Here is an 18420-nt window from a genome sequence, read left to right as displayed (position 1 = left end):
GCCGCCCCGTAGGGGATCGCCCCACCGGGAACCCGGGCCTTCCCGGGGTATTGCCCCTGGTCGCGATCTATCGCGTATCGCTACCCTGGGTCCGTGGACCTCTCCAAGCACCGCCCCCAGCAGCCCACCGCCCCCGCAGCGCCCGGTCCCGCGCCCGCCCCCGCGACCCCCGGCTCGATCCGCGCGTCGGACGCCGACCGCGACCGGATCGCCGACATCCTCCGCGACGCGCTGGCCGAGGGCCGGCTGGACGCGGAGGAGCACTCCGAGCGGGTCGAGGCCGTCTACCGGGCCAAGACGCTGGGCGAGTTGCAGCCCATCGTCCACGACCTCCCGCAGGCGCCCGCCAGGACCGGCGGCTCCGCCCCGTACGCCTACGGCCCCGAGGCGGAAGCGTCCCCCGCGGCGAACCTGCTCGCCTTCTGCTCCAGCACCGTCCGCAAGGGCCGCTGGAGCATAGGGCCCCGGACCAACGCCTACTCGATCTTCGGCAGTATCGAGATCGACCTCACCGAGGCCCTGTTCCAGCAGCGCGTCACGGTGATCAACGCGACCTCCGTCTTCGGCAATGTGGAGGTACGGGTCCCGGAGAACATCAGCCTGCGCGGCACCGGCAGCGGGATCCTCGGCAGCTTCGAGATCCGCGGAGCGGAGGCGGACGATCCGGACGCGCCGGTGGTGATCGTGAACGGATATGCGGTTTTCGGCAATGTCGAGGCCCGGCCCAAGCGTGGCCGCCGGGTCGCCGACCTCCACAACCGCCTGCGGAAATACCTGAGCTGAGCGGGGTCGGGGCAGGCGCGTGACAGGGGCGGTTTCCGGTCATGAGCCCCTGTGCGCGGCGCCGTGCGCCGGAACCGGGTGCCACTCAGTGCATAGGCGTGCGTACAGCGGGTAGGGACTGCTGCATCGTCTCTCGCTCGCGAAGCCGTCGTCAGGAGTAGACCCGTGCTGCAACTGCCGTACCAGTCCTTGCAGGTGGCCGCCGTGCCTTCCCAGCGGGTACCCGCCGGGAAGGACAGGGAAGACCTAGACGGGCCCTGGCACGCGGAGGCCGTGTGCCGGAGGGACGAGGCCGGGTTGTTCTTCGCCCCCTCCAAGGAGCCGACGGCCGCCCGGCTCTCCCGTGAGGAGGCCGCCAAGCGGGTCTGCGCCCGCTGCCCGGTGATGGTCGAATGCCGGGACCACGCCCTGCTCCAGCCCGAGCCGTACGGCGTCTGGGGCGGACTGACCGCCGCGGAGCGCCGGGTGCTGCTGGCCCGGCGCCGGCGCCGGGCCGCCGAGGCCAAGAAGACCGCGGCGGCCTAGGCCGTGTCGTCAAAATTGCGACTGGCCCGCGACGCCCGGCACGCACATTCTCCCCCGTAGCCCTTCGGGCACGGGGGCGCCCCCAGCGTTGTCGGGATTTCCCGAGTACGTCCAGTACGAGGGAAACCGCCCCCTGGCTCCGCCGAGGGGACCCCCACCGCCATCGCGGACTGCACGCACCGGACGCCGCAGGCCCCGCCCTTCGGGCGGACAGCGCCATTTTGACGACACGGCCTAGGGCGCGGCCCGGACGGTCTCGTGCCCGGTGGCCCGGGCGGCGACGGCGCGGGCCACCGGATCGGCCGGACGGCGCCGCACCGGGCCGGGCGGTCGGCTTCGGACCCGGTCGGGCGGCCGGCGGGCCGAACGGTTTACTGGGCTCTACTGGGCCCGGTCGAAGTCGATCTGGCTGTAGGCGCGGAGCTTGGACAGCCGGTGGGTGGAGTCGATCTGCCGGATCGTGCCCGACTTGGAGCGCATCACCAGCGACTGGGTGGTCGCGGTCTCGGCCCGGTAGCGCACCCCGCGCAGCAGCTCGCCGTCCGTGATCCCGGTCGCGACGAAGAAGACGTTGTCCCCGGCGACCAGGTCGTCGGTGGAGAGCACCCGGTCGAGGTCGTGCCCCGCGTCCAGGGCGCGTTGCCGCTCGGCATCGTCCTTGGGCCAGAGCTTGCCCTGGATCGTGCCGCCGAGGCACTTGATCGCACAGGCGGTGATGATGCCCTCGGGCGTACCGCCGATACCCATCAGCAGATCCACGCCGGTACCGTCCCGGACCGCCATGATCGCCCCGGCCACGTCGCCGTCGGAGATGAACTTGATCCGCGCGCCGGTCTCCCGGATCTCCTTGACGATGCCCTCGTGCCGCGGCCGGTCCAGGACCACGACGGTGACGTCCTCGGGCATACAGCCCTTGGCCCGCGCGACCCGCCGGATGTTGACCGGGACGGGCGCGTCGATGTCGACGTAGTCCGCCGCCTCCGGGCCGGTGACCAGCTTGTCCATGTAGAAGACCGCCGACGGGTCGAACATCGCGCCCCGGTCGGCCGCCGCGAGTACGGCGATCGCGTTCGGCTGGCCCTTGGCGGTGAGCGTCGTACCGTCGATCGGGTCGACGGCGATATCGCACTCCGCTCCGGTGCCGTCGCCGATCCGCTCCCCGTTGAAGAGCATCGGCGCCTCGTCCTTCTCGCCCTCGCCGATGACGACGACGCCGTTCATCGAGACGGTGTGGACCAGGGTGCGCATGGCCTTGACCGCGGCCCCGTCGGCGCCGTTCTTGTCACCGCGGCCGACCCAGCGGCCCGCGGCCATCGCGGCCGCCTCGGTGACCCGCACCAGTTCGAGGGCGAGATTGCGGTCGGGGGCCTCGGGCGAGACCTCCAGATGGGGCGGCAGATTGTGCTCGGTCATCGGAGCGCACCTTTCTGTACGGCGACGGCCGGAATGAGGGTGCTTCGACTCTATCTTCAGGTCGACACAATGAGCAGTGGGGCCCACGTTTGAGCGCGCGACCCGGATGCGACCATGGACCCGTGGCAGGTATGCGAGGCAAACAGACGGTGCGGGACATGGTGCTGTCGATGACGGTCGTCGGGCTCGTCGTCGCGGTGATCTATCTCTTCCTCCCGAACGACGAAGAGGACCGGATGAAGCCGGTCGACTACCGGGTCGAGCTGGTGACCGCCCAGCGGGCGGCGCCCTACCCGGTGATGGCCCCCGAGGGGCTGCCCCAGGGCTGGAAGCCGACCTCGGTGCGGTACGACCGGAACGCGGGCGCGGCCTGGCATCTGGGCTTCCTCGACCCGGACCGGGAGTACGTGGCGATCGAGCAGTCGACCCAGCCGTACGCCAAGTACGTCTCGAAGGTGACGCTCAAGGCGACCAGCACCGGCCGGACCCAGCTGGTCAACGGGGTGCCGTGGGAGCACTGGACCGGTCCCAAGTACGACGCCCTGGTCTTCCGTGACAAGGGGGTCACCACGGTCGTCACCGGTACGGCCCCGCTGGCCCGGCTGACCGAGATGGCGGAGGCCCTGAAGGGCGGCTCGACCATTCCGAAGGGTCAGCCGTCCTGGCCCGCGTCTACCGCGCCGTCGCCCAAGTCCTGATCGCGCGAACATACGACGACGGGGCCGCCGCACCCGGAAGGTGCGGCGGCCCCGTCGCTCTGTTCCCGCGTCGGCGCGCGGTGGCTCAGACGGTGGTGACGACCGTGTCGTACGCCAGCCGGGGCGAGCGGGGGAACGCGGCGTCCCCGGCCGGACGGCCGATGTTCACGATCATCAGCGGGGTGTGGTCGTCGTCCAGGAACTCCCGCTGGACGGCCTCGTGGTCGAAGCCGGACATCGGCCCGGCCGCCAGTCCGGCCGCCCGGACACCCACGATGAAGTACGCGGCCTGAAGGGCGGCGTTCATCCCGGCGGAGTGCTCACGCACCGGCCGCTCGGCGAAGAAGAGGTCCTTGGCCTGCGGGAAGTGCGGCAGCAGCTCCGGCAGCTCCTCGTGGAACTCGTTGTCGGCGGCGAGGATCGCCACCAGCGGGGCGGCGCCGGTCTTCTCCCGGTTGCCGTCCGACATATGCGGCAGCAGCCGGGCCCGGGCCTCGTCGGAGCGGACGAGCACGACCCGCAGCGGGGTCTGGTTGAAGGCCGTCGGCCCGAACTTCACCAGGTCGTAGATCTCCTGGATCTGCTCGTCGCTCACGTCCTCGCCGGTGAAGGCGCTGGTCGTACGGGCCTCGCGGAAGAGCAGGTCCTGGGCGTTGGGGTCGAGGGCCATGGGCATAGCGGCAAAACCTTCCGGTGTGATCCGTGGGGGGAGGTACGGAGGGTCCAACCGTAGCGCAATAGATTAAATTTCAACTACTTGGGCCGAGGGGTGTGCATGTGACCCATCGCACGCCTGGTCGTTCCGGGTACGGGAAGCCGCTCGACCCGTCGAGGGCGAGGGAACCGGGGGCTCGGCCCCGTCGCCGAAGGCTCAGGGGCGCGGGGAACCGCGCGACAAGCCGACCACGGGCCGCGGACCGCAGACGGCGAACAAGATCAGGTCGCCGGGCGAGCCCCGGGTCTTCGGGGAGGCGTCCCGGAGAGCCGAGGTGCCCGGGGGTTCCCATCGCCGATGGCAGAGGGGCCGGAACCACGCGACCGGCCACAGGCGGGCCGCGGACCGCGTACGGCACCCGGAGGGCCGAGGCGCGACCTCCGAACCGGCACCGCCGCTCCCGGCCCCGGCGGGCTAGCCGTCGCCTTCCGCCGCCAGCGACGCGTCCAGACGCGCCCGCGCGCCCTCCAGCCAGTGCCGGCAGACCTTCGCCAGCTCCTCGCCCCGCTCCCAGAGCGCCAACGACTCCTCCAGCGTCGTACCGCCCGCCTCGAGCCGCCGTACGACCTCGATCAGCTCGTCGCGGGCCTGCTCGTAGCCGAGGGCGGCGCGCTCCGACGCCTCCGCCGCCGCCTCGGCGGACTCCGTCTTCTCCGTCTTCCCGGCCATGTGGTCCTCTTCTTCCCTTTCCCCGGTCCCGGATTTCCCGGGTTCCCGGGTTCCTGGTCTTCTCGTGGTTTCCGATCCCGTCCCGGCGCCCGGCCGGGCATCGGGGGACATCGGGGACCCGCCCCGTGCCCCAGGCCCCCGCGCGGTGGCTATCCGGCGGTCGGCGGCCCCGTGACCCGTACCGCGAACTCGCCCTCCGCCACCCGGGCCCGCAGCTCGTCCCCGTCGCCCACATCGCCGGAGGAGCGCACCACGGCGCCGTCCAGCCGCTGGAGCACCGCATACCCCCGCTCCAGTGTCGCGGCGGGGGAGAGCGACACCACCCGGGCCCAGGTGTGCGAAAGCTCCGAGTCGGCCCGGTCCAGCAGATGCCCCACGACCCGCCGGGCCCGCGCGGTCAGCGCGTCCAGTTCGGCCGCCCGCTCGTCCACCATCCGGTGCGGCCGCTCCATCGCGGGTCTGGCCAGGGCGTGGGCCAGGCCCCGCTCCTCCCGGTCGAGCACGCCCCGGACCGTGCGCAGGGCCCGGTCCCGGAGCTGCCGTACCCGCTCCAACTCCTCGCCGACGTCCGGGACGACCTTCTTCGCCGCGTCCGTCGGCGTCGACGCCCGCAGATCCGCGACCAGGTCCAGCAGCGGCGAGTCCGGTTCGTGGCCGATGGCGGAGACCACCGGTGTCCGGCAGTCGGCCACCGCCCGGATCAGCTGCTCGTCCGAGAACGGCAGCAGATCCTCCACACTGCCCCCGCCGCGGGCCACCACGATCACATCGACCTCGGAGTGCTCGTCCAGCTCCTTGACCGCGGCGACCACCTGCGGCACCGCGTGCACCCCCTGGACGGCCACATTGCGCACCTCGAACCGGACCGCGGGCCAGCGCCGCCGGGAGACCTCCAGCACATCCCGCTCGGCCGCCGACGCCCGGCCGCAGACCAGCCCCACCCGGTGCGGCAGGAACGGCAGCGGTCTCTTCCGGTCCAAGGCGAACAGGCCCTCCGCGCCCAGGCTCCGCTTCAGCTGCTCCAGGCGGACCAGCAGCTCGCCCACGCCGACCGGCCGTATCGCCGCCGCCCGCAGGGAGAGCTGCCCCCGGGGCGCGTACCACTCCGGCTTGGCGTGCACCACGACCCGGGCGCCCTCCGACACCACATCGGCCACCGCGTCGAAGACCTGCCGGAAGCAGGTCACGCTCACCGAGATGTCGTGCGACGGGTCGCGCAGGGTCATGAAGACCACGCCCTGCCCCGGCCGCCGCGACATCTGGGTGATCTGCCCCTCCACCCAGACCGCGCCGAGCCGGTCGATCCAGCCCCCGATCAGCCGTGAGACCTCACCCACCGGCAGGGGGGCTTCCGGAGACGTGTTGAGAGCCATACGGGGGAGCGTATCGGCCGGGTCCGACAGCGGGCCCCGCGACGGCCCGCCGGTCCGTCCTACAACTCCCCCGGCCGCTCCCACCGCACCGCCAGCACCACCAGCCCCACACCCAGCCACACCACACCCACCACCTGGGCCGAGGTCGTCGCCTCCACCATCACCGCGATCAGGATCACCGCCCCCACCACCGGCACCACCAGATGACGCGTCCAGTCCGGCGGACCCTCCATCCGGCGCACCACGAACCAGCCCACGACACTCGCGTGCAGCAGGACGAACGCCGTCAGCGCCCCGATGTCCACCACCGACACCAGATGGTCGAGCCCGTCGGGCCGCCGGGCCGCCCACACCGCCGCCACCAGGGTGATCACCGCCGCCACCAGCAGCGCCACCCGGGGCGTGCCCCCGTCGGTCCGGGCCAGACCGCGCGGCAGCCGCCGCTCACGGCCCATCGCGAAGAGCAGCCGCCCGGCCGCGGCCTGTGCCGCGAGCGCCGCGAAGGCCGCCCCGATCGCCTTGCTCACCGCGATCAGATCGTGCAGCCAGGCGCCGACCGAGGCGTCCACCGCGTCGTAGAACGCGGTCCCCTGCTTCTCCGGCTCCCGGGCCAGCTCCGCCGACGACGCGGGCTCCAGCAGCGCCACCAAATAGGTCTGGACGAAGAACAGCACCCCCGCCAGCACCAGACAGAACAGCACCGCCCGCGCCACCTTCCGCGAGCCGCCGGTGACCTCCTCCGCGAACGAGGCGATCGCGTCGAAACCCAGATACGACAGCACCGCCACCGACACCGCGCCCAGTACCGCCGTCAGCGAGAAGGACAGATCGCCGGTGACCGGCGACAGCCAGCCGCGCTGCGCCCCGTCCCGTACCAGCACCACCACCGCCGAGACCACGAAGACCAGCAGCACCACGATCTCCATGACGAGCACCGCGAAGCCCACCCGGGCCGCCGCCCGTACGCCCCGCAGGTTGAGGGCCGTCGTCACGACCACCGCGATCGCCGTCCAGATCCACCGGTCCACGGACGGCACCAGGGCCTCCATCGCGATCCCCGAGAAGAGATACGCGACCGCCGGGATCAGCAGATAGTCCAGCATCGCCATCCAGCCCGCGATGAACCCCGGACCCTGGCCCAGACCCTTGGTGGCGTAGGTGAAGACGGATCCCGCGCGGGGCGCGACGCGCACCATCTGGGCGTAGCTCAGGGCCGTGAAGGCCATGGCCAGCGTCGCGACCGCGTAGACGAGCGCGACCGCGCCGTTCGAACGGGCGTCCAGGGCGCCGTAGACGCCGACCGGTGCCATGGGCGCGATGAAGAGAAGCCCGTAGACCACCAGATCGCGGAAGCCGAGCGTCCGCCGCAGTTCGCCGCCGCTCTCCGTACTGGCGCGCGACTCCGGAACATCGGGCACATGGGGTGCACCGTATTTATCGGGTCTGTCGGGCCGGTCCGGCTCATCGGGAACATTCGCACCGGCCATCGGCCCCTCCGTCCGTCCCGCGCCCACGGCCCGCCCGGTCGTGCCGCGGTCGGGCCCGGTCGTGCCTGGTCGTAACGCGGTTGTGCACGGTCACGACCCGGTCATGACGCGGTCGTCGTGCGCTCGTCGCGTGGTCGGGAACAGTCTTCCGCCCGTGGTGATCCTTCGCCTGTTCTGCTCCGCCTTACGATGGGGGGTATGACTGCTACGCCTCCAGCCCGTCGCGTCCTCCTCGCCGCCCCCCGTGGCTACTGCGCGGGCGTGGACCGTGCCGTGATCGCCGTCGAGAAGGCCATCGAGCAGTACGGCGCCCCGATCTACGTCCGTCATGAGATCGTCCACAACAAGTACGTCGTCCAGACCCTGGAGCGGAAGGGCGCGATCTTCGTCGACGCGACGGCGGAGGTCCCCGAGGGCTCCATCGTGATGTTCTCGGCGCACGGCGTCTCCCCCGTCGTCCACCAGGAGGCGGCCGAGCGCAGGCTCGCCACCATCGACGCCACCTGCCCGCTGGTGACCAAGGTCCACAAGGAGGCCGTCCGGTTCGCCAACGAGGACTACGACATCCTCCTGATCGGCCACGAGGGCCACGAGGAGGTCATCGGCACCTCCGGCGAGGCCCCCGACCACATCACCCTGGTCGACGGCCCCGAGGACGTCGCCAATGTCTCCGTCCGCGACGAGTCCAAGGTCGTCTGGCTCTCCCAGACCACCCTCTCCGTCGACGAGACCATGGAGACCGTCGACAAGCTGAAGGAGAAGTTCCCGCAGCTGATCTCGCCGCCCAGCGACGACATCTGCTACGCCACGCAGAACCGGCAGATCGCGGTGAAGGAGATGAGCGCCGAGGCCGATCTGGTGATCGTCGTCGGCTCCAAGAACTCCTCCAACTCGGTCCGGCTGGTCGAGGTCGCCCTCGGCGCGGGCGCGCGCGACGCCCACCTGGTCGACTTCGCCGAGGAGATCGACGAGGCATGGCTGGAGGGCGTGTCGACGGTCGGTCTGACCTCGGGCGCCTCGGTCCCCGACATCCTGGTCGAGGGCGTGCTGGAGTGGCTGTCGAAGCGTGGCTTCGAGGACGTGGAGCTGGTGAAGTCGGCGGAGGAGTCGATCACCTTCTCGCTGCCCAAGGAGCTCCGCCGGGACCTGCGGACCGAGGCCGCGGAGCTGATGGCGGCCCGGGGCGGCGACGCGGCTGCCGGGTGACGCCACCGGAGCGCTCCCGTCCGGCGGGCGGCGCCCGTGAGAGCCGTTCCCGGGTGGGGGCGCCGGGGTGCCCGTAACGTGGTGTCCATGAACGTCTTCGGAGTGGACATCGGTGGATCCGGCATCAAGGGCGCGCCCGTCGACCTCGACCGCGGGGACCTGGCGCTGGAGCGCCACAAGGTACTGACCCCGCACCCGGCGACACCCGACGCGGTCGCGGACGGCGTCGCCGAGGTGGTCCGGCACTTCGACTGGACGGGTCCGGTCGGGATCACCTTCCCGGGCGTCGTCACCGGCGGGATCACCCGTACCGCGGCCAATGTCGACAAGGGCTGGATCGACGTCGACGCGGCCGGGCTGCTCAGCTCCCGGCTGAACGGCAGCGCCGTCACCGTACTCAACGACGCCGACGCGGCCGGGGTCGCCGAGATGACCTTCGGCGCGGGCAAGGGGCGGAACGGCACGGTCATGCTGCTGACCTTCGGTACGGGTATCGGCTCGGCCCTCTTCGTGGACGGCCGCCTGGTCCCCAACACCGAACTGGGCCATCTGGAGCTGCACGGCCGGGACGCCGAGACCCACGCCTCCACCAAGGCCAAGGAGGACGGCGACCTGACCTGGCAGCACTGGGCCCGCCGGGTCCAGAAGTACCTGGCCCATGTGGAGATGCTGTTCTCGCCCGAGCTGTTCATCATCGGGGGCGGGGTGAGCCGCAAGGCGGAGAAGTTCCTCCCCCTGATCGAGGGGATCCGGGCGGAGATCGTCCCGGCCAGGCTCCAGAACAACGCGGGCATCGTCGGCGCGGCGATGGCCTGCTCGGCGGCGTCGGCTCGCTGACGGCCCGCGCGCGGGGCCGGGGCGGTACGGCTCCGGCCCCGCGAGGGTGTCGTACGACACGGCGCCCCGGCGGGACGGGGCCCGGCGCCGGTTCACCGTACGGAAGCCGGCTACGCGCCTGCCCGCCCGCCGGCGGGCCGTACGGGCTCTACGGGCCGCCGGCCGACTCGGCGGCCGGTTCAGCGGCGGGCCGTCGGGGGCACCGCCCCACCCGTCCGGCGCTTGCGGCGCCGGATCCGCCGCACCTTGCGGACCGAGGCGATGACACCCGCGACCAGGGTGCCGCCGTACAGCCACCCCGCGTGGACCGCGAGGGCCGTGACGACCGCCATCACCTGGCCGCCGAGCCCGCCCTCGCCGCCCGCGATCGGGACGACCCCGGCGGCGAAGGCGATCGGCACCCCGATCGGGGCCGTGACCAGGTCGGCCTCCCGGACCCAGAGCGCGGTCAACGCGCTGACCGGCAGGAACAGCACCCCGTAGACCACCGCCGAACTGTCCAGGAGCAGCCGGGCGGCGAACCCCAAGAGCACCATGGTGACCACCGCGAACAGCCCGGCACCGAGCCCGGTGAGCCGGGGCGCGGGCAGCCGTCGCAGTACCTGGGCGAGGGGCGCGGGCCGGGCGGGTCGTACCCCGTACAGGACGGGACGGTCCGCGAGGGCGCTCTGCGGGGAGAGCGGACCCTGGGAAACGGGCGCCTGCGGTCGCTGCCGGCGCTGGGGGTGACTCGTCCTTGGCTGGTCCACCCGAACAACGTAGGTCTCCGAGGGGGACGAAGGAGGGACAGGACACGCCCTTTGGATGACCTTGGGGAAGAGTTCGACTCCACCAGCCGCCTCGGGACATGTGTCCGGTCCCAGGGGCCCCGGATTCCCCGGTATCCCCGTACCGTACGGCCCCGGCCGCCGGTGGTCTCGTCGCGGGGGGAATCGCCCGGACCCGTAGACTGGGGGATCAGCCGCGCCCGCGACCCGACCGGCCCGGCACCTCCCGCTCACCCATCGAGGAAGTCGTCACCGTGTCGCTCACGATCGGAATCGTCGGCCTGCCGAACGTCGGCAAGTCGACCCTGTTCAACGCCCTGACCAAGAACGACGTGCTGGCGGCCAACTACCCGTTCGCCACCATCGAGCCCAATGTGGGCGTCGTGGGCGTCCCCGACCCCCGGCTCGCCAAGCTGGCCGAGATCTTCGGCTCCCAGCGCGTCCTCCCGGCGACCGTCGACTTCGTCGACATCGCGGGCATCGTCCGGGGCGCGAGCGAGGGCGAGGGCCTGGGCAACAAGTTCCTGGCGAACATCCGCGAGTCCGATGCGATCTGCCAGGTCATCCGGGCCTTCAAGGACGAGAACGTGGTCCATGTCGACGGCAAGGTCTCGCCCAAGGACGACATCGAGACGATCAACACCGAGCTGATCCTCGCCGACCTCCAGTCGGTCGAGAAGGCCGTCCCCCGGCTGACGAAGGAGTCCCGCCTCCAGAAGGAGAAGGTGGCGGTCCTCGCGGCGGTCGAGTCGGCGCAGAAGATCCTGGAGTCCGGCCGCACCCTCTTCTCCGAGGGCATCACCAAGGGCACCGAACAGGGCGACCTCCTCCACGAGCTGCACCTGCTGACCACCAAGCCGTTCCTCTACGTCTTCAACGTCGACGAGGACGAGCTGGTCGACGAGGAGTTCAAGAACGAGCAGCGCGCCCTGGTGGCTCCCGCCGAGGCGATCTTCCTCAACGCCAAGATCGAGTCCGAGCTGATCGAACTCGACGACGAGGAAGCCCTCGAACTCCTCCAGTCCATGGGCCAGGAGGAGCCCGGCCTCGCCACCCTCGGCCGCGTCGGCTTCGACACCCTGGGCCTCCAGACCTATCTGACGGCCGGCCCCAAGGAAACCCGCGCCTGGACCATCAAGAAGGGCGCCACGGCCCCCGAGGCCGCCGGAGTCATCCACACCGACTTCCAGAAGGGCTTCATCAAGGCCGAGGTGATCTCCTTCGCCGACCTGGTGGAAACCGGCTCGGTCGCCGAGGCCCGCGCCAAGGGCAAGGCCCGCATGGAGGGCAAGGACTACATCATGCAGGACGGCGACGTCGTGGAGTTCCGCTTCAACGTGTGACGTCTCGTCGAGAACTGTGCCCGACCCGCCTGTTGGCAGGTCGGGCACAGTCATCTGTCCGCGTGGAGTCCTTGCCCTGTGACGTGGGGCGGCGGCAGGTCTGGTCGGCGTCAGGTGCCTCAGACCTTGACGACTTCCACAGAAGGGCCGCACAGGAGTGTCAGGTCCTCGGGGTCGGACGTGAGGACGGTGACCGGCCGGGGTGCGTTGCGGGCGATGACGGCGAAGGCGGCATCGATGGCGTACTTGTGGCCGTGGAGGTGATGGGTGCGCAGAAGCGCGGTGGCCTGGTCGGTGACCTCTTTGGTGACGTCGTGAACGTCGACGCGGGAGAGGACCCACTTGATGCGGGCGGGATGGATGCGCTCGTAGTCGGCCTCGAGGGTGGTCATGGCGCTGGTGGCGACGCGGACACCCTCTTCCGATGCCGCTTGGACCAGAGCCACGACGGTGCGGTCCTTGCGGTAGAGCTTGGAGAGTCCTTCGCTGTCGAGCAGGAGCGTGCCGGGCATCAGGCGGCGGCCCCGCCGGCCTGCCGGTGGTCGTGACGCAGCAGCGCCCGGGCGGCCTCGACCTCCTCGCGGGTGAGGGCTTCGTTGTCGGTCTCGAAGTCGGCGACGATCTCCCGGAGCTTGTCCATGGCGACCCTCTGTTCGAGAGCCTCGGCGACGTAGGCGGAGAAACCGCCGGGTCCGACATGGGCGCGTACGGCCTCGGCGAGATCCTCGGGCAGGCTGATCGAATACTTCCTGCTACCACTCATGGTGCTGATCCTACCGGCGGTCGTAAGTCCGGGGGGTGTGAATGACCGCCCGAGGTGCGGTCGATCCGCAGGGAGCTGTGAATGCCCGGCGAGGCCCGGTGGGGGCGGTGGGAAGATGCGGGGAGGGCCGGAGAGGGGCGGGAAGCGTGGGGCGTGGCGAGCGGGACACAGTCGCGAGGGGAGCGCGACTGCATGAGGCGGCGCAGGCAGTGGTCGGTGACCACGGAAGGGCGGCGGAGGCGGTACGGGCGGCACTGAGGCCGATCCACGATGCGGCGGTGAAGCGGGAGCTCGACGCCATTCCCGTCGCCCGGCTGCAGGACGTCACCGAAGGGCGGCTGCGGCTGGGGAGCGTCGAGAAGAGCGGACTGCGCACCCTGGGCAGTGTTCTCGAAGCAGGCCCCTACCGGCTGCGGCAGATTCCCGGAGTCGGGCAGCGCACCGTCGACCAGATGCTCGCTGCCGCCCGTCGGCTCTCCGAGGCTGTGCACGAGACCGTGGCCGTCCACATCGACGTGGACCGGCCGGAACCGCGCACCACCGCGCTCGTCATGGCCCTGCACGTCCTGGTGGAGGCCGGCCTGCCCGCCCGGCGTGCGGTCGACAAGGCCACCGTCCTGGCGGAACGGCTCGGTCCGTTGCTGGCCGACGCGAGGCCCGCCGCCGGAAGAGTCCGCATGCTCCTGGCCGGCCGGGAGAAGAAGGCCCGCGCGTGGGCGGCGGTCGCCGAGATCCGGTTGCTGGTGGACGAGGCGGAGCAGGCCGGCCTGCCCGAGCTGCTCGCCCAGGCGTCGGTGGACCTGCTCCGGGGGCCCTCGTCCGATGTCGCGGTCTGGGTGGACTTCGAACTTCGCTCCGCCGAGTACTACAGCCTGCTCGCCGAGATCTCCGGGCGGCTGCCGGACGCGGCTGCCGCAGAGGGCTTTCTGCCGGACGAGATCGCGGAGCGGGTGCGGACCCAGCACCTCGACGACACACACCGGCGGGTCTCCCTGCGCGGTTACCAGGCGTTCGGCGCACGGTTCGCGCTTGCGCAGCGCAAGGTGATACTCGGCGACGAGATGGGCCTCGGGAAGACCATCCAGGCGATCGCCGTCCTCGCCCATCTGGCTGCCGAGGGACAGAGTCACTTCATGGTCGTCTGCCCGGCGAGCGTCCTCGTGAACTGGACACGGGAGATCGAGGCCCGCAGCGCCCTGCGCGTCATGGTGCTCCACGGTCCTGACCGGCACTACGCGTTCGCCGACTGGAAGGGGCGGGGCGGCGTCGGGGTGACCACGTTCGACGCGCTGCGCGGCTTTCCCGCACCGGGCGGTGGGGAGGTCGGGCTGCTGGTGGTCGACGAAGCACACTCCGTGAAGAACCCGAGGACCAAGCGGTCCCAAGCGGTCGGCCTGTGGGCGGAGCGTTGCGAGCGCACCCTATTCATGACCGGAACCCCGATGGAGAACAGGGTCGTGGAGTTCCGCAATTTGGTCCGGATGCTCGACGGCGGCGTCGCGGACTCCCTCGGTGAACGGGAGGCGCTGGCCGGATCGGTCGCCTTCCGCAAGGCTGTGGCCCCGGTCTACCTGCGGCGCAACCAGGAGGACGTGCTGACGGAACTCCCGAGCCTTCAGCGGATCGACGAGTGGGAGGAGTTGAGCGCTTCGGACGAGGAGGCGTACCGCGAAGCCGTGCGCGTGGGCAACTTCATGGCCATGCGCAGGGCCGCGTACATGCGCCCCGAGAAGTCGGCCAAGCTGGACCGGCTCCGGGAGATCGTTCAGGAGGCCGGCGAGAACGGGCAGAAGACGGTGGTCTTCTCAAACTTCAAGGACGTACTGGGCGTGGTGAAGGAGGCCCTCGCGGCCGGAACCGCCAGGGCTGCTCCGGTGTTCGGTCCGCTGACCGGCAGCATCCCCGCCCAGCGTCGCCAGGAGATCGTCGACGACTTCGCCGGCGTCCAGGGCGCGGCGGTGCTCCTGGGACAGATCCAGGCAGCGGGCGTCGGCCTCAACATGCAGGCCGCCTCCGTCGTCATCATCTGCGAACCCCAGATCAAGCCGACCATCGAACATCAGGCAGTGGCACGGGCGCACCGTATGGGCCAGGTCAGGCCGGTTAGTGTGCACCGCCTCCTCGCCACCGGAGGCGTTGACGAACGCATGGTGAAGATGCTGGAAACCAAGACGCGCCTGTTCGATGCCTATGCCCGCCGCAGCGCCGTGGCCGAAGCCACCCCGGACGCGGTCGACGTGTCGGACACCGAGCTGGCACGCCGGATCGTCGAGGAGGAACAGGCGCGTCTGGGTATGACGGATGAGAGGCCCGCGTCATCCGAGTGAGGGTGTCCTCCGGTCCGCGGCCAGTCCGCAGGACACCTGTAAACGGCCGTCGGGAGCAAACGCGCGCCAACCGGGAAATCCGAGTTCAGAGCCCTGCGCGAGGCTCCGCCGCAGGTCAGGATCAGACCGCAGACATTCCGCTTCAACGTCTGAGCGGATGAAATAACACCACGTCGCTGACCTGGCGTCAGGAACGCTCAGGTGTCGTAGACGGTGGAGCGATGCCCGACGTGTACCACCCACACCACCAGCTCGCCGTTGTCGATCGTGTAGACCACGCGATAGTCGCCCACCCGTAGGCGGCGGCGGTCGGGCTGGGAGGCGAGGGCGGTGGTGTTGAACCCCAGGGGGTGGGTCTCCAGCTCGGTCAGCTTCGCCAGAATGCGGAGGGCCATGTCCCGCGGGACCTTGCGGAGCTCGGCCTGAGCCTCGGGTCGGAAGACGGTTCGGTACTCATTCACCGCGCGCCAGCGTCTCCCTCATGATGTCCTCGATCGGGATGCCGGGTGCCGGGTTGGCCATCCGCTCGTCGATGATGCGGTTGATCTCGCGCTCTTCCCACTCCTGGTACTTGCGCAGCACCTCGATGGAGACGACGGCGGCGACCTGCTTGCCGCGCCGGGTGATGACAGTGGGTACGTCGTCCCGTTCGGCTCGCTCCACGACCTCGGCCAGATGTGCCCGGACATCGCGGATGGACTCTATGGGCAGTGGCTGCGTCATGAGCTCAAGTGTACCGAGTGTCTCATGTGTACACAAAGGCTCGCGGTCACTCGGAGGTCCTGGGTAAACCGCCACCGTGCTGGATCTGTGCTGGATGTGATCGCGGAAAAGTGCGTTTCCGAAGGTCGCAGTATTGCGGTGGACGTTCCGCTTCAATGTGTAGCCGTTCGCCTGCTGTGAGTTAGCCAAAGCGGCGAGCGGAAGGGGCCGGGCTCTACGGAGCCCGGTCCCTTCCGCTTCTCCGCACCCGGCGCGGGCGGTCGTCATCCGCTCCGGGGCGGCGTGAGCTTGTCGAGTTCCAGGCTGATCTCGAAGGGCACCGGGCGCTGGAGGGTGCCCCGGAAGATACCGGCGGGCGCGTACTTGCCGGTGGGCTCGTCAAGTTCGTAGACGTGGACGACGGGCGCCCCGTCCTCGTCCTCGACACACCAGTAGTGCGGGATACCGGCCTCCGCGTACTTGCGGAGCTTGACGGTGCGATCGCGATGGGCGGACTCGGGGGAGACGACCTCGACGACGAGCTTCACCTCGTCCGGGGCGTACCAGGTGCGGTCGGGGTCGTAAGGCAGACGCGTGAGCAGCAGGTCCGGCTCGGGGCGGTTGCGGGCATCGAGGCGGATCGTCATCTCTCGTTCGACCTCGAAGTCAGCAGGGGCCTGTGACATGAGTTCGGTGGTCAGACTGGTGACGAGGCGGCCGTGCCACGACCGCTGCGGGGACATCATGAAAACGAGCGCTCCGTCGATGAGCTCGGTGTGGCGAGGTGCCTCGGGGAGGCGGTCCAGGTCCTCCGCGAACCAGCCTTCCGCGCGGGGCGGGCGCATCCAGTCGGGCAGTGCGGTCATGGTTTCACCGTAGCGGGCCGTCGCGTTTCGTGGGTCAGGACGGCGGGGCGTCCTCGCCGTGACCCGCGTCGGCCAGTTCCGCGATGACCTCCGCGTGGCACTTCTCCGGGACGCACCAGCAGCCCAGCCGGTGGCCGCGGAGTGCCGGGAGGCGGGCCAGCAGGTCGGGGCGGGCGAGGAGGTAGTCGCGGTAGGCGGCGACCACCTCCTCGCGGGTGCCGTCGGGGCCCGGGCGGAAGGGGCTGGCCAGGGGGGAGCCCTTCAGGTGCCAGCCGCCGCGGTTCATGGCTCGGCCCACATAGACGACATCGGCGTACGCGGGGTCGTCGCGATGTCCCTTGAGGTTGACCACGGTGGTGGCGGGGCGGGCGCTGCTCATGCACAGGATCCTCCGGGAGGGCGGGGCGGTGCGCCAGGCGGGTGGTGCGTACGGACGGCGGTGGGGTGGGTTCTCGTATCGCAGTCTGCGCCGACCCCGCGGGACGCGACCCGCTGTATCCACAGCGTCGGGATGTTTATACGATTTCAGCCTTCCGCGCTTCCTTCCCCGCCCCCTTTGGTCCCGGCGTGTGCCGGTATCCGTCGGGGTCCGGCGCATACCCCGACGAGGAGCAGTACTTTCGTGGACCCATCGCAGCAGCAGCCAGGTCCGGAGCCGCGTCCGGAGGGGGCGTCCCCCGGTTCGGGGCCCGGGTCGTCCGGTGCGCCGGACGGTACGGCTCCGGCCGGTGGCACCGGGCGGCCCGACCCCTGGGCGGCGCCCCCGGAGGGAGCGAGCCCCGGTCCGGCGGGGCCGGGGCAGCCCGGGTACGGGCCGCCCGGCTACCCCGGAGCGGTCGGCCAGCACCCCGCGTACCAGCCGTTCCAGCAGTTCCCGGGCTACCCCATGGCGCCCGTGGCACCGTCGGTGAACGGTTTCTCCATCGCGTCCCTGATCTCGGGGATCGTCTGCTGTATGCCCCCGCTGGGGCTGGTCCTCGGGGTGATCGGGCTCCGGCAGATCAAGCGCAAGGGGCAGCGCGGCAAGGGCATGGCGATCACGGGCATCGCGCTCTCCACCGTCTCCACCCTGCTCGTGACGCTCTTCCTCGCGACCGGCGCCGCGAGCGACGTCTGGCGGGAGTTCGAGGAGGCCGCCGACGAGGTGGCGTCGTACAAGACGGTCGAGGATCTGCGGACCGGGCACTGCTACAACCTGCCGGGGAGCAGTGACAAGGACGGCGAGGAGGTGTCGGAGGTCCGGATCGTCGACTGCGCCGAGCCGCACGAGGCCGAGGTGACCGGTGTCTTCAAGCTGGACGGGTACGACTCGTACCCCGGTGACAAGGCCCTTCAGCCCGTCGCCGAACGCCGGTGCACCGCCATCGACCGGGCGTACGCCCTGGACGACTGGGCGATCCCCCCGACGATGGACCGGTACTTCCTCACCCCGACCGCCGAGAGCTGGAAGCTGGGCGACCGCCGTGTCACCTGCAGCTACGCCACCGAGGGCGGCAAGAAGGTGAAGGTCTCGGTCCGTCGTGAAGCCGCCTCCTTCGACCAAGAGCAGCTCGCCTATCTGACCGCCGAGAACAAGGTGCTGGCCACCATCGACGTGATGCCCCTGGAGGACTTCCCGGAGTCCGCCGACGGCCACCGGGCCTGGGCCAGGGCCACATCGGCCGCGCTGGCGGAGTCGTCCGCCGCGCTCAAGGGCCGCAAGTGGACCGGCCCCGTGGACGGTCTCGCCGAGAAGCGTGCCGCGGAGTTCACCTCGGCCAAGGCCGCCTGGGACCTGGCCGCGCGGGCCCGCGACGACGAAAGCTTCTGGCTGCACGTCTACGACGCGGACTCGGCGCTGAAGCCGGAGACCGAGAAGTCGATCCGGGGGCACCTGAAGCTCGCCACCACCGAGCCGGCCGAGGAGACCCGGACCTGAGAACAGCCGGAAGCGGGTCCGAAGGGAT

General features: G+C 70.8%; 20 protein-coding genes. 8 read left to right on the top strand and 12 right to left on the bottom strand.

Annotated features, from left to right (window positions below; translation table 11 throughout):
- The first annotated feature begins 93 nt into the window (after positions 1-93).
- Together AB0G74_RS01915 and AB0G74_RS01910 are read left to right on the top strand one after the other, a co-directional pair.
- On the top strand, positions 94-783 hold the full coding sequence (locus tag AB0G74_RS01915) for a DUF1707 domain-containing protein (RefSeq protein WP_361139280.1): 690 nt from the start codon (positions 94-96) through the stop codon (positions 781-783).
- Positions 784-948: 165 nt separating this feature from the next.
- On the top strand, positions 949-1308 hold the full coding sequence (locus AB0G74_RS01910) for a WhiB family transcriptional regulator (RefSeq protein ID WP_358828021.1): 360 nt from the start codon (positions 949-951) through the stop codon (positions 1306-1308).
- A gap of 381 nt (positions 1309-1689) precedes the next feature.
- On the opposite strand, the gene glpX is transcribed toward AB0G74_RS01910, so the two are convergent.
- A complete protein-coding gene (gene glpX, locus AB0G74_RS01905; RefSeq protein ID WP_361139276.1) occupies positions 1690-2721 on the bottom strand; it encodes a class II fructose-bisphosphatase in 1032 nt (343 codons plus the stop codon).
- A 131-nt stretch (positions 2722-2852) separates the two neighbouring features.
- Between glpX and AB0G74_RS01900 the strand changes: the two genes are divergently transcribed.
- On the top strand, positions 2853-3419 hold the full coding sequence (locus AB0G74_RS01900; protein WP_361139523.1) for a DUF4245 domain-containing protein: 567 nt from the start codon (positions 2853-2855) through the stop codon (positions 3417-3419).
- A gap of 85 nt (positions 3420-3504) precedes the next feature.
- Here the strand turns inward: AB0G74_RS01900 and AB0G74_RS01895 are convergent, their stop codons facing one another.
- The 4 genes from AB0G74_RS01895 to AB0G74_RS01880 all read right to left on the bottom strand — a co-directional run bounded on the left by AB0G74_RS01895 (position 3505) and on the right by AB0G74_RS01880 (position 7486).
- Positions 3505-4095: a malonic semialdehyde reductase gene (locus tag AB0G74_RS01895; RefSeq protein ID WP_361139273.1), complete on the bottom strand. Its 591-nt coding sequence runs from the start codon at positions 4093-4095 to the stop codon at positions 3505-3507.
- Between the two features lie 453 nt (positions 4096-4548).
- Positions 4549-4803, bottom strand: a complete 255-nt coding sequence (locus tag AB0G74_RS01890) for an exodeoxyribonuclease VII small subunit (RefSeq protein WP_358828018.1) — start codon at positions 4801-4803, stop codon at positions 4549-4551.
- Positions 4804-4952: 149 nt separating this feature from the next.
- On the bottom strand, positions 4953-6176 hold the full coding sequence (gene xseA / locus AB0G74_RS01885; protein ID WP_361139270.1) for an exodeoxyribonuclease VII large subunit: 1224 nt from the start codon (positions 6174-6176) through the stop codon (positions 4953-4955).
- Positions 6177-6235: 59 nt separating this feature from the next.
- Positions 6236-7486, bottom strand: a complete 1251-nt coding sequence (locus AB0G74_RS01880) for an APC family permease (RefSeq protein ID WP_361139521.1) — start codon at positions 7484-7486, stop codon at positions 6236-6238.
- A gap of 366 nt (positions 7487-7852) precedes the next feature.
- On the opposite strand from AB0G74_RS01880, the gene AB0G74_RS01875 reads away from it, so the two are divergent.
- Positions 7853-8869, top strand: coding sequence for a 4-hydroxy-3-methylbut-2-enyl diphosphate reductase (locus AB0G74_RS01875; protein WP_361139267.1), 1017 nt, complete (start codon positions 7853-7855; stop codon positions 8867-8869).
- Between the two features lie 87 nt (positions 8870-8956).
- Complete coding sequence (ppgK, locus tag AB0G74_RS01870; RefSeq protein ID WP_361139265.1) at positions 8957-9706, top strand: polyphosphate--glucose phosphotransferase; 750 nt, start codon at positions 8957-8959, stop codon at positions 9704-9706.
- Positions 9707-9885: 179 nt separating this feature from the next.
- On the opposite strand, the gene AB0G74_RS01865 is transcribed toward ppgK, so the two are convergent.
- Positions 9886-10455, bottom strand: coding sequence for a DUF6542 domain-containing protein (locus AB0G74_RS01865; protein WP_361139262.1), 570 nt, complete (start codon positions 10453-10455; stop codon positions 9886-9888).
- A gap of 272 nt (positions 10456-10727) precedes the next feature.
- Between AB0G74_RS01865 and ychF the strand changes: the two genes are divergently transcribed.
- Positions 10728-11816, top strand: a complete 1089-nt coding sequence (ychF, locus tag AB0G74_RS01860; protein WP_361139259.1) for a redox-regulated ATPase YchF — start codon at positions 10728-10730, stop codon at positions 11814-11816.
- Positions 11817-11935: 119 nt separating this feature from the next.
- Here ychF and AB0G74_RS01855 read toward each other — a convergent pair whose 3' ends face one another.
- Both AB0G74_RS01855 and AB0G74_RS01850 read right to left on the bottom strand, forming a co-directional pair.
- Entirely contained in the window at positions 11936-12328 is a 393-nt protein-coding gene (locus AB0G74_RS01855) for a DNA-binding protein (protein ID WP_361139257.1), read from the bottom strand.
- Positions 12328-12579 (bottom strand): hypothetical protein, encoded by a 252-nt coding sequence (locus AB0G74_RS01850; RefSeq protein ID WP_018845686.1) that lies wholly within the window; start codon positions 12577-12579, stop codon positions 12328-12330. Before AB0G74_RS01850 ends, AB0G74_RS01855 begins: the two co-directional genes overlap by 1 nt.
- 146 nt (positions 12580-12725) lie before the next feature.
- On the opposite strand from AB0G74_RS01850, the gene AB0G74_RS01845 reads away from it, so the two are divergent.
- A complete protein-coding gene (locus tag AB0G74_RS01845; RefSeq protein ID WP_361139254.1) occupies positions 12726-14906 on the top strand; it encodes a DEAD/DEAH box helicase in 2181 nt (726 codons plus the stop codon).
- A 197-nt stretch (positions 14907-15103) separates the two neighbouring features.
- Here the strand turns inward: AB0G74_RS01845 and AB0G74_RS01840 are convergent, their stop codons facing one another.
- The 4 genes from AB0G74_RS01840 to AB0G74_RS01825 form a co-directional block, all read right to left on the bottom strand.
- Positions 15104-15367, bottom strand: coding sequence for a type II toxin-antitoxin system RelE/ParE family toxin (locus AB0G74_RS01840; protein ID WP_361139252.1), 264 nt, complete (start codon positions 15365-15367; stop codon positions 15104-15106).
- Positions 15360-15629 carry a type II toxin-antitoxin system Phd/YefM family antitoxin gene (locus AB0G74_RS01835; RefSeq protein ID WP_361139249.1) on the bottom strand — a complete coding sequence of 90 codons (270 nt, stop codon included), beginning with the start codon at positions 15627-15629 and terminating at the stop codon, positions 15360-15362. The genes AB0G74_RS01840 and AB0G74_RS01835 overlap by 8 nt, the downstream gene beginning before the upstream one ends.
- A gap of 263 nt (positions 15630-15892) precedes the next feature.
- The gene (locus AB0G74_RS01830) at positions 15893-16474 is read right to left on the bottom strand and encodes a Uma2 family endonuclease (RefSeq protein WP_361139246.1); all 582 of its coding nucleotides are present in this window, start codon (positions 16472-16474) and stop codon (positions 15893-15895) included.
- 34 nt (positions 16475-16508) lie between these two features.
- On the bottom strand, positions 16509-16853 hold the full coding sequence (locus tag AB0G74_RS01825) for a DUF4326 domain-containing protein (protein WP_361139244.1): 345 nt from the start codon (positions 16851-16853) through the stop codon (positions 16509-16511).
- A gap of 243 nt (positions 16854-17096) precedes the next feature.
- Here AB0G74_RS01825 and AB0G74_RS01820 point away from each other — a divergent pair, with 243 nt between their 5' ends.
- Positions 17097-18392: a DUF4190 domain-containing protein gene (locus AB0G74_RS01820; RefSeq protein WP_361139241.1), complete on the top strand. Its 1296-nt coding sequence runs from the start codon at positions 17097-17099 to the stop codon at positions 18390-18392.
- The last annotated feature ends 28 nt before the right edge of the window (positions 18393-18420 follow it).

It is taken from the genome of Streptomyces sp. NPDC020875 (genome assembly GCF_040641415.1).
Classification (GTDB): Bacteria; Actinomycetota; Actinomycetes; order Streptomycetales; family Streptomycetaceae; genus Streptomyces.
Note: the sequence above shows the minus strand (reverse complement) of the source record. Positions and strands in the feature narration are given on the sequence as shown.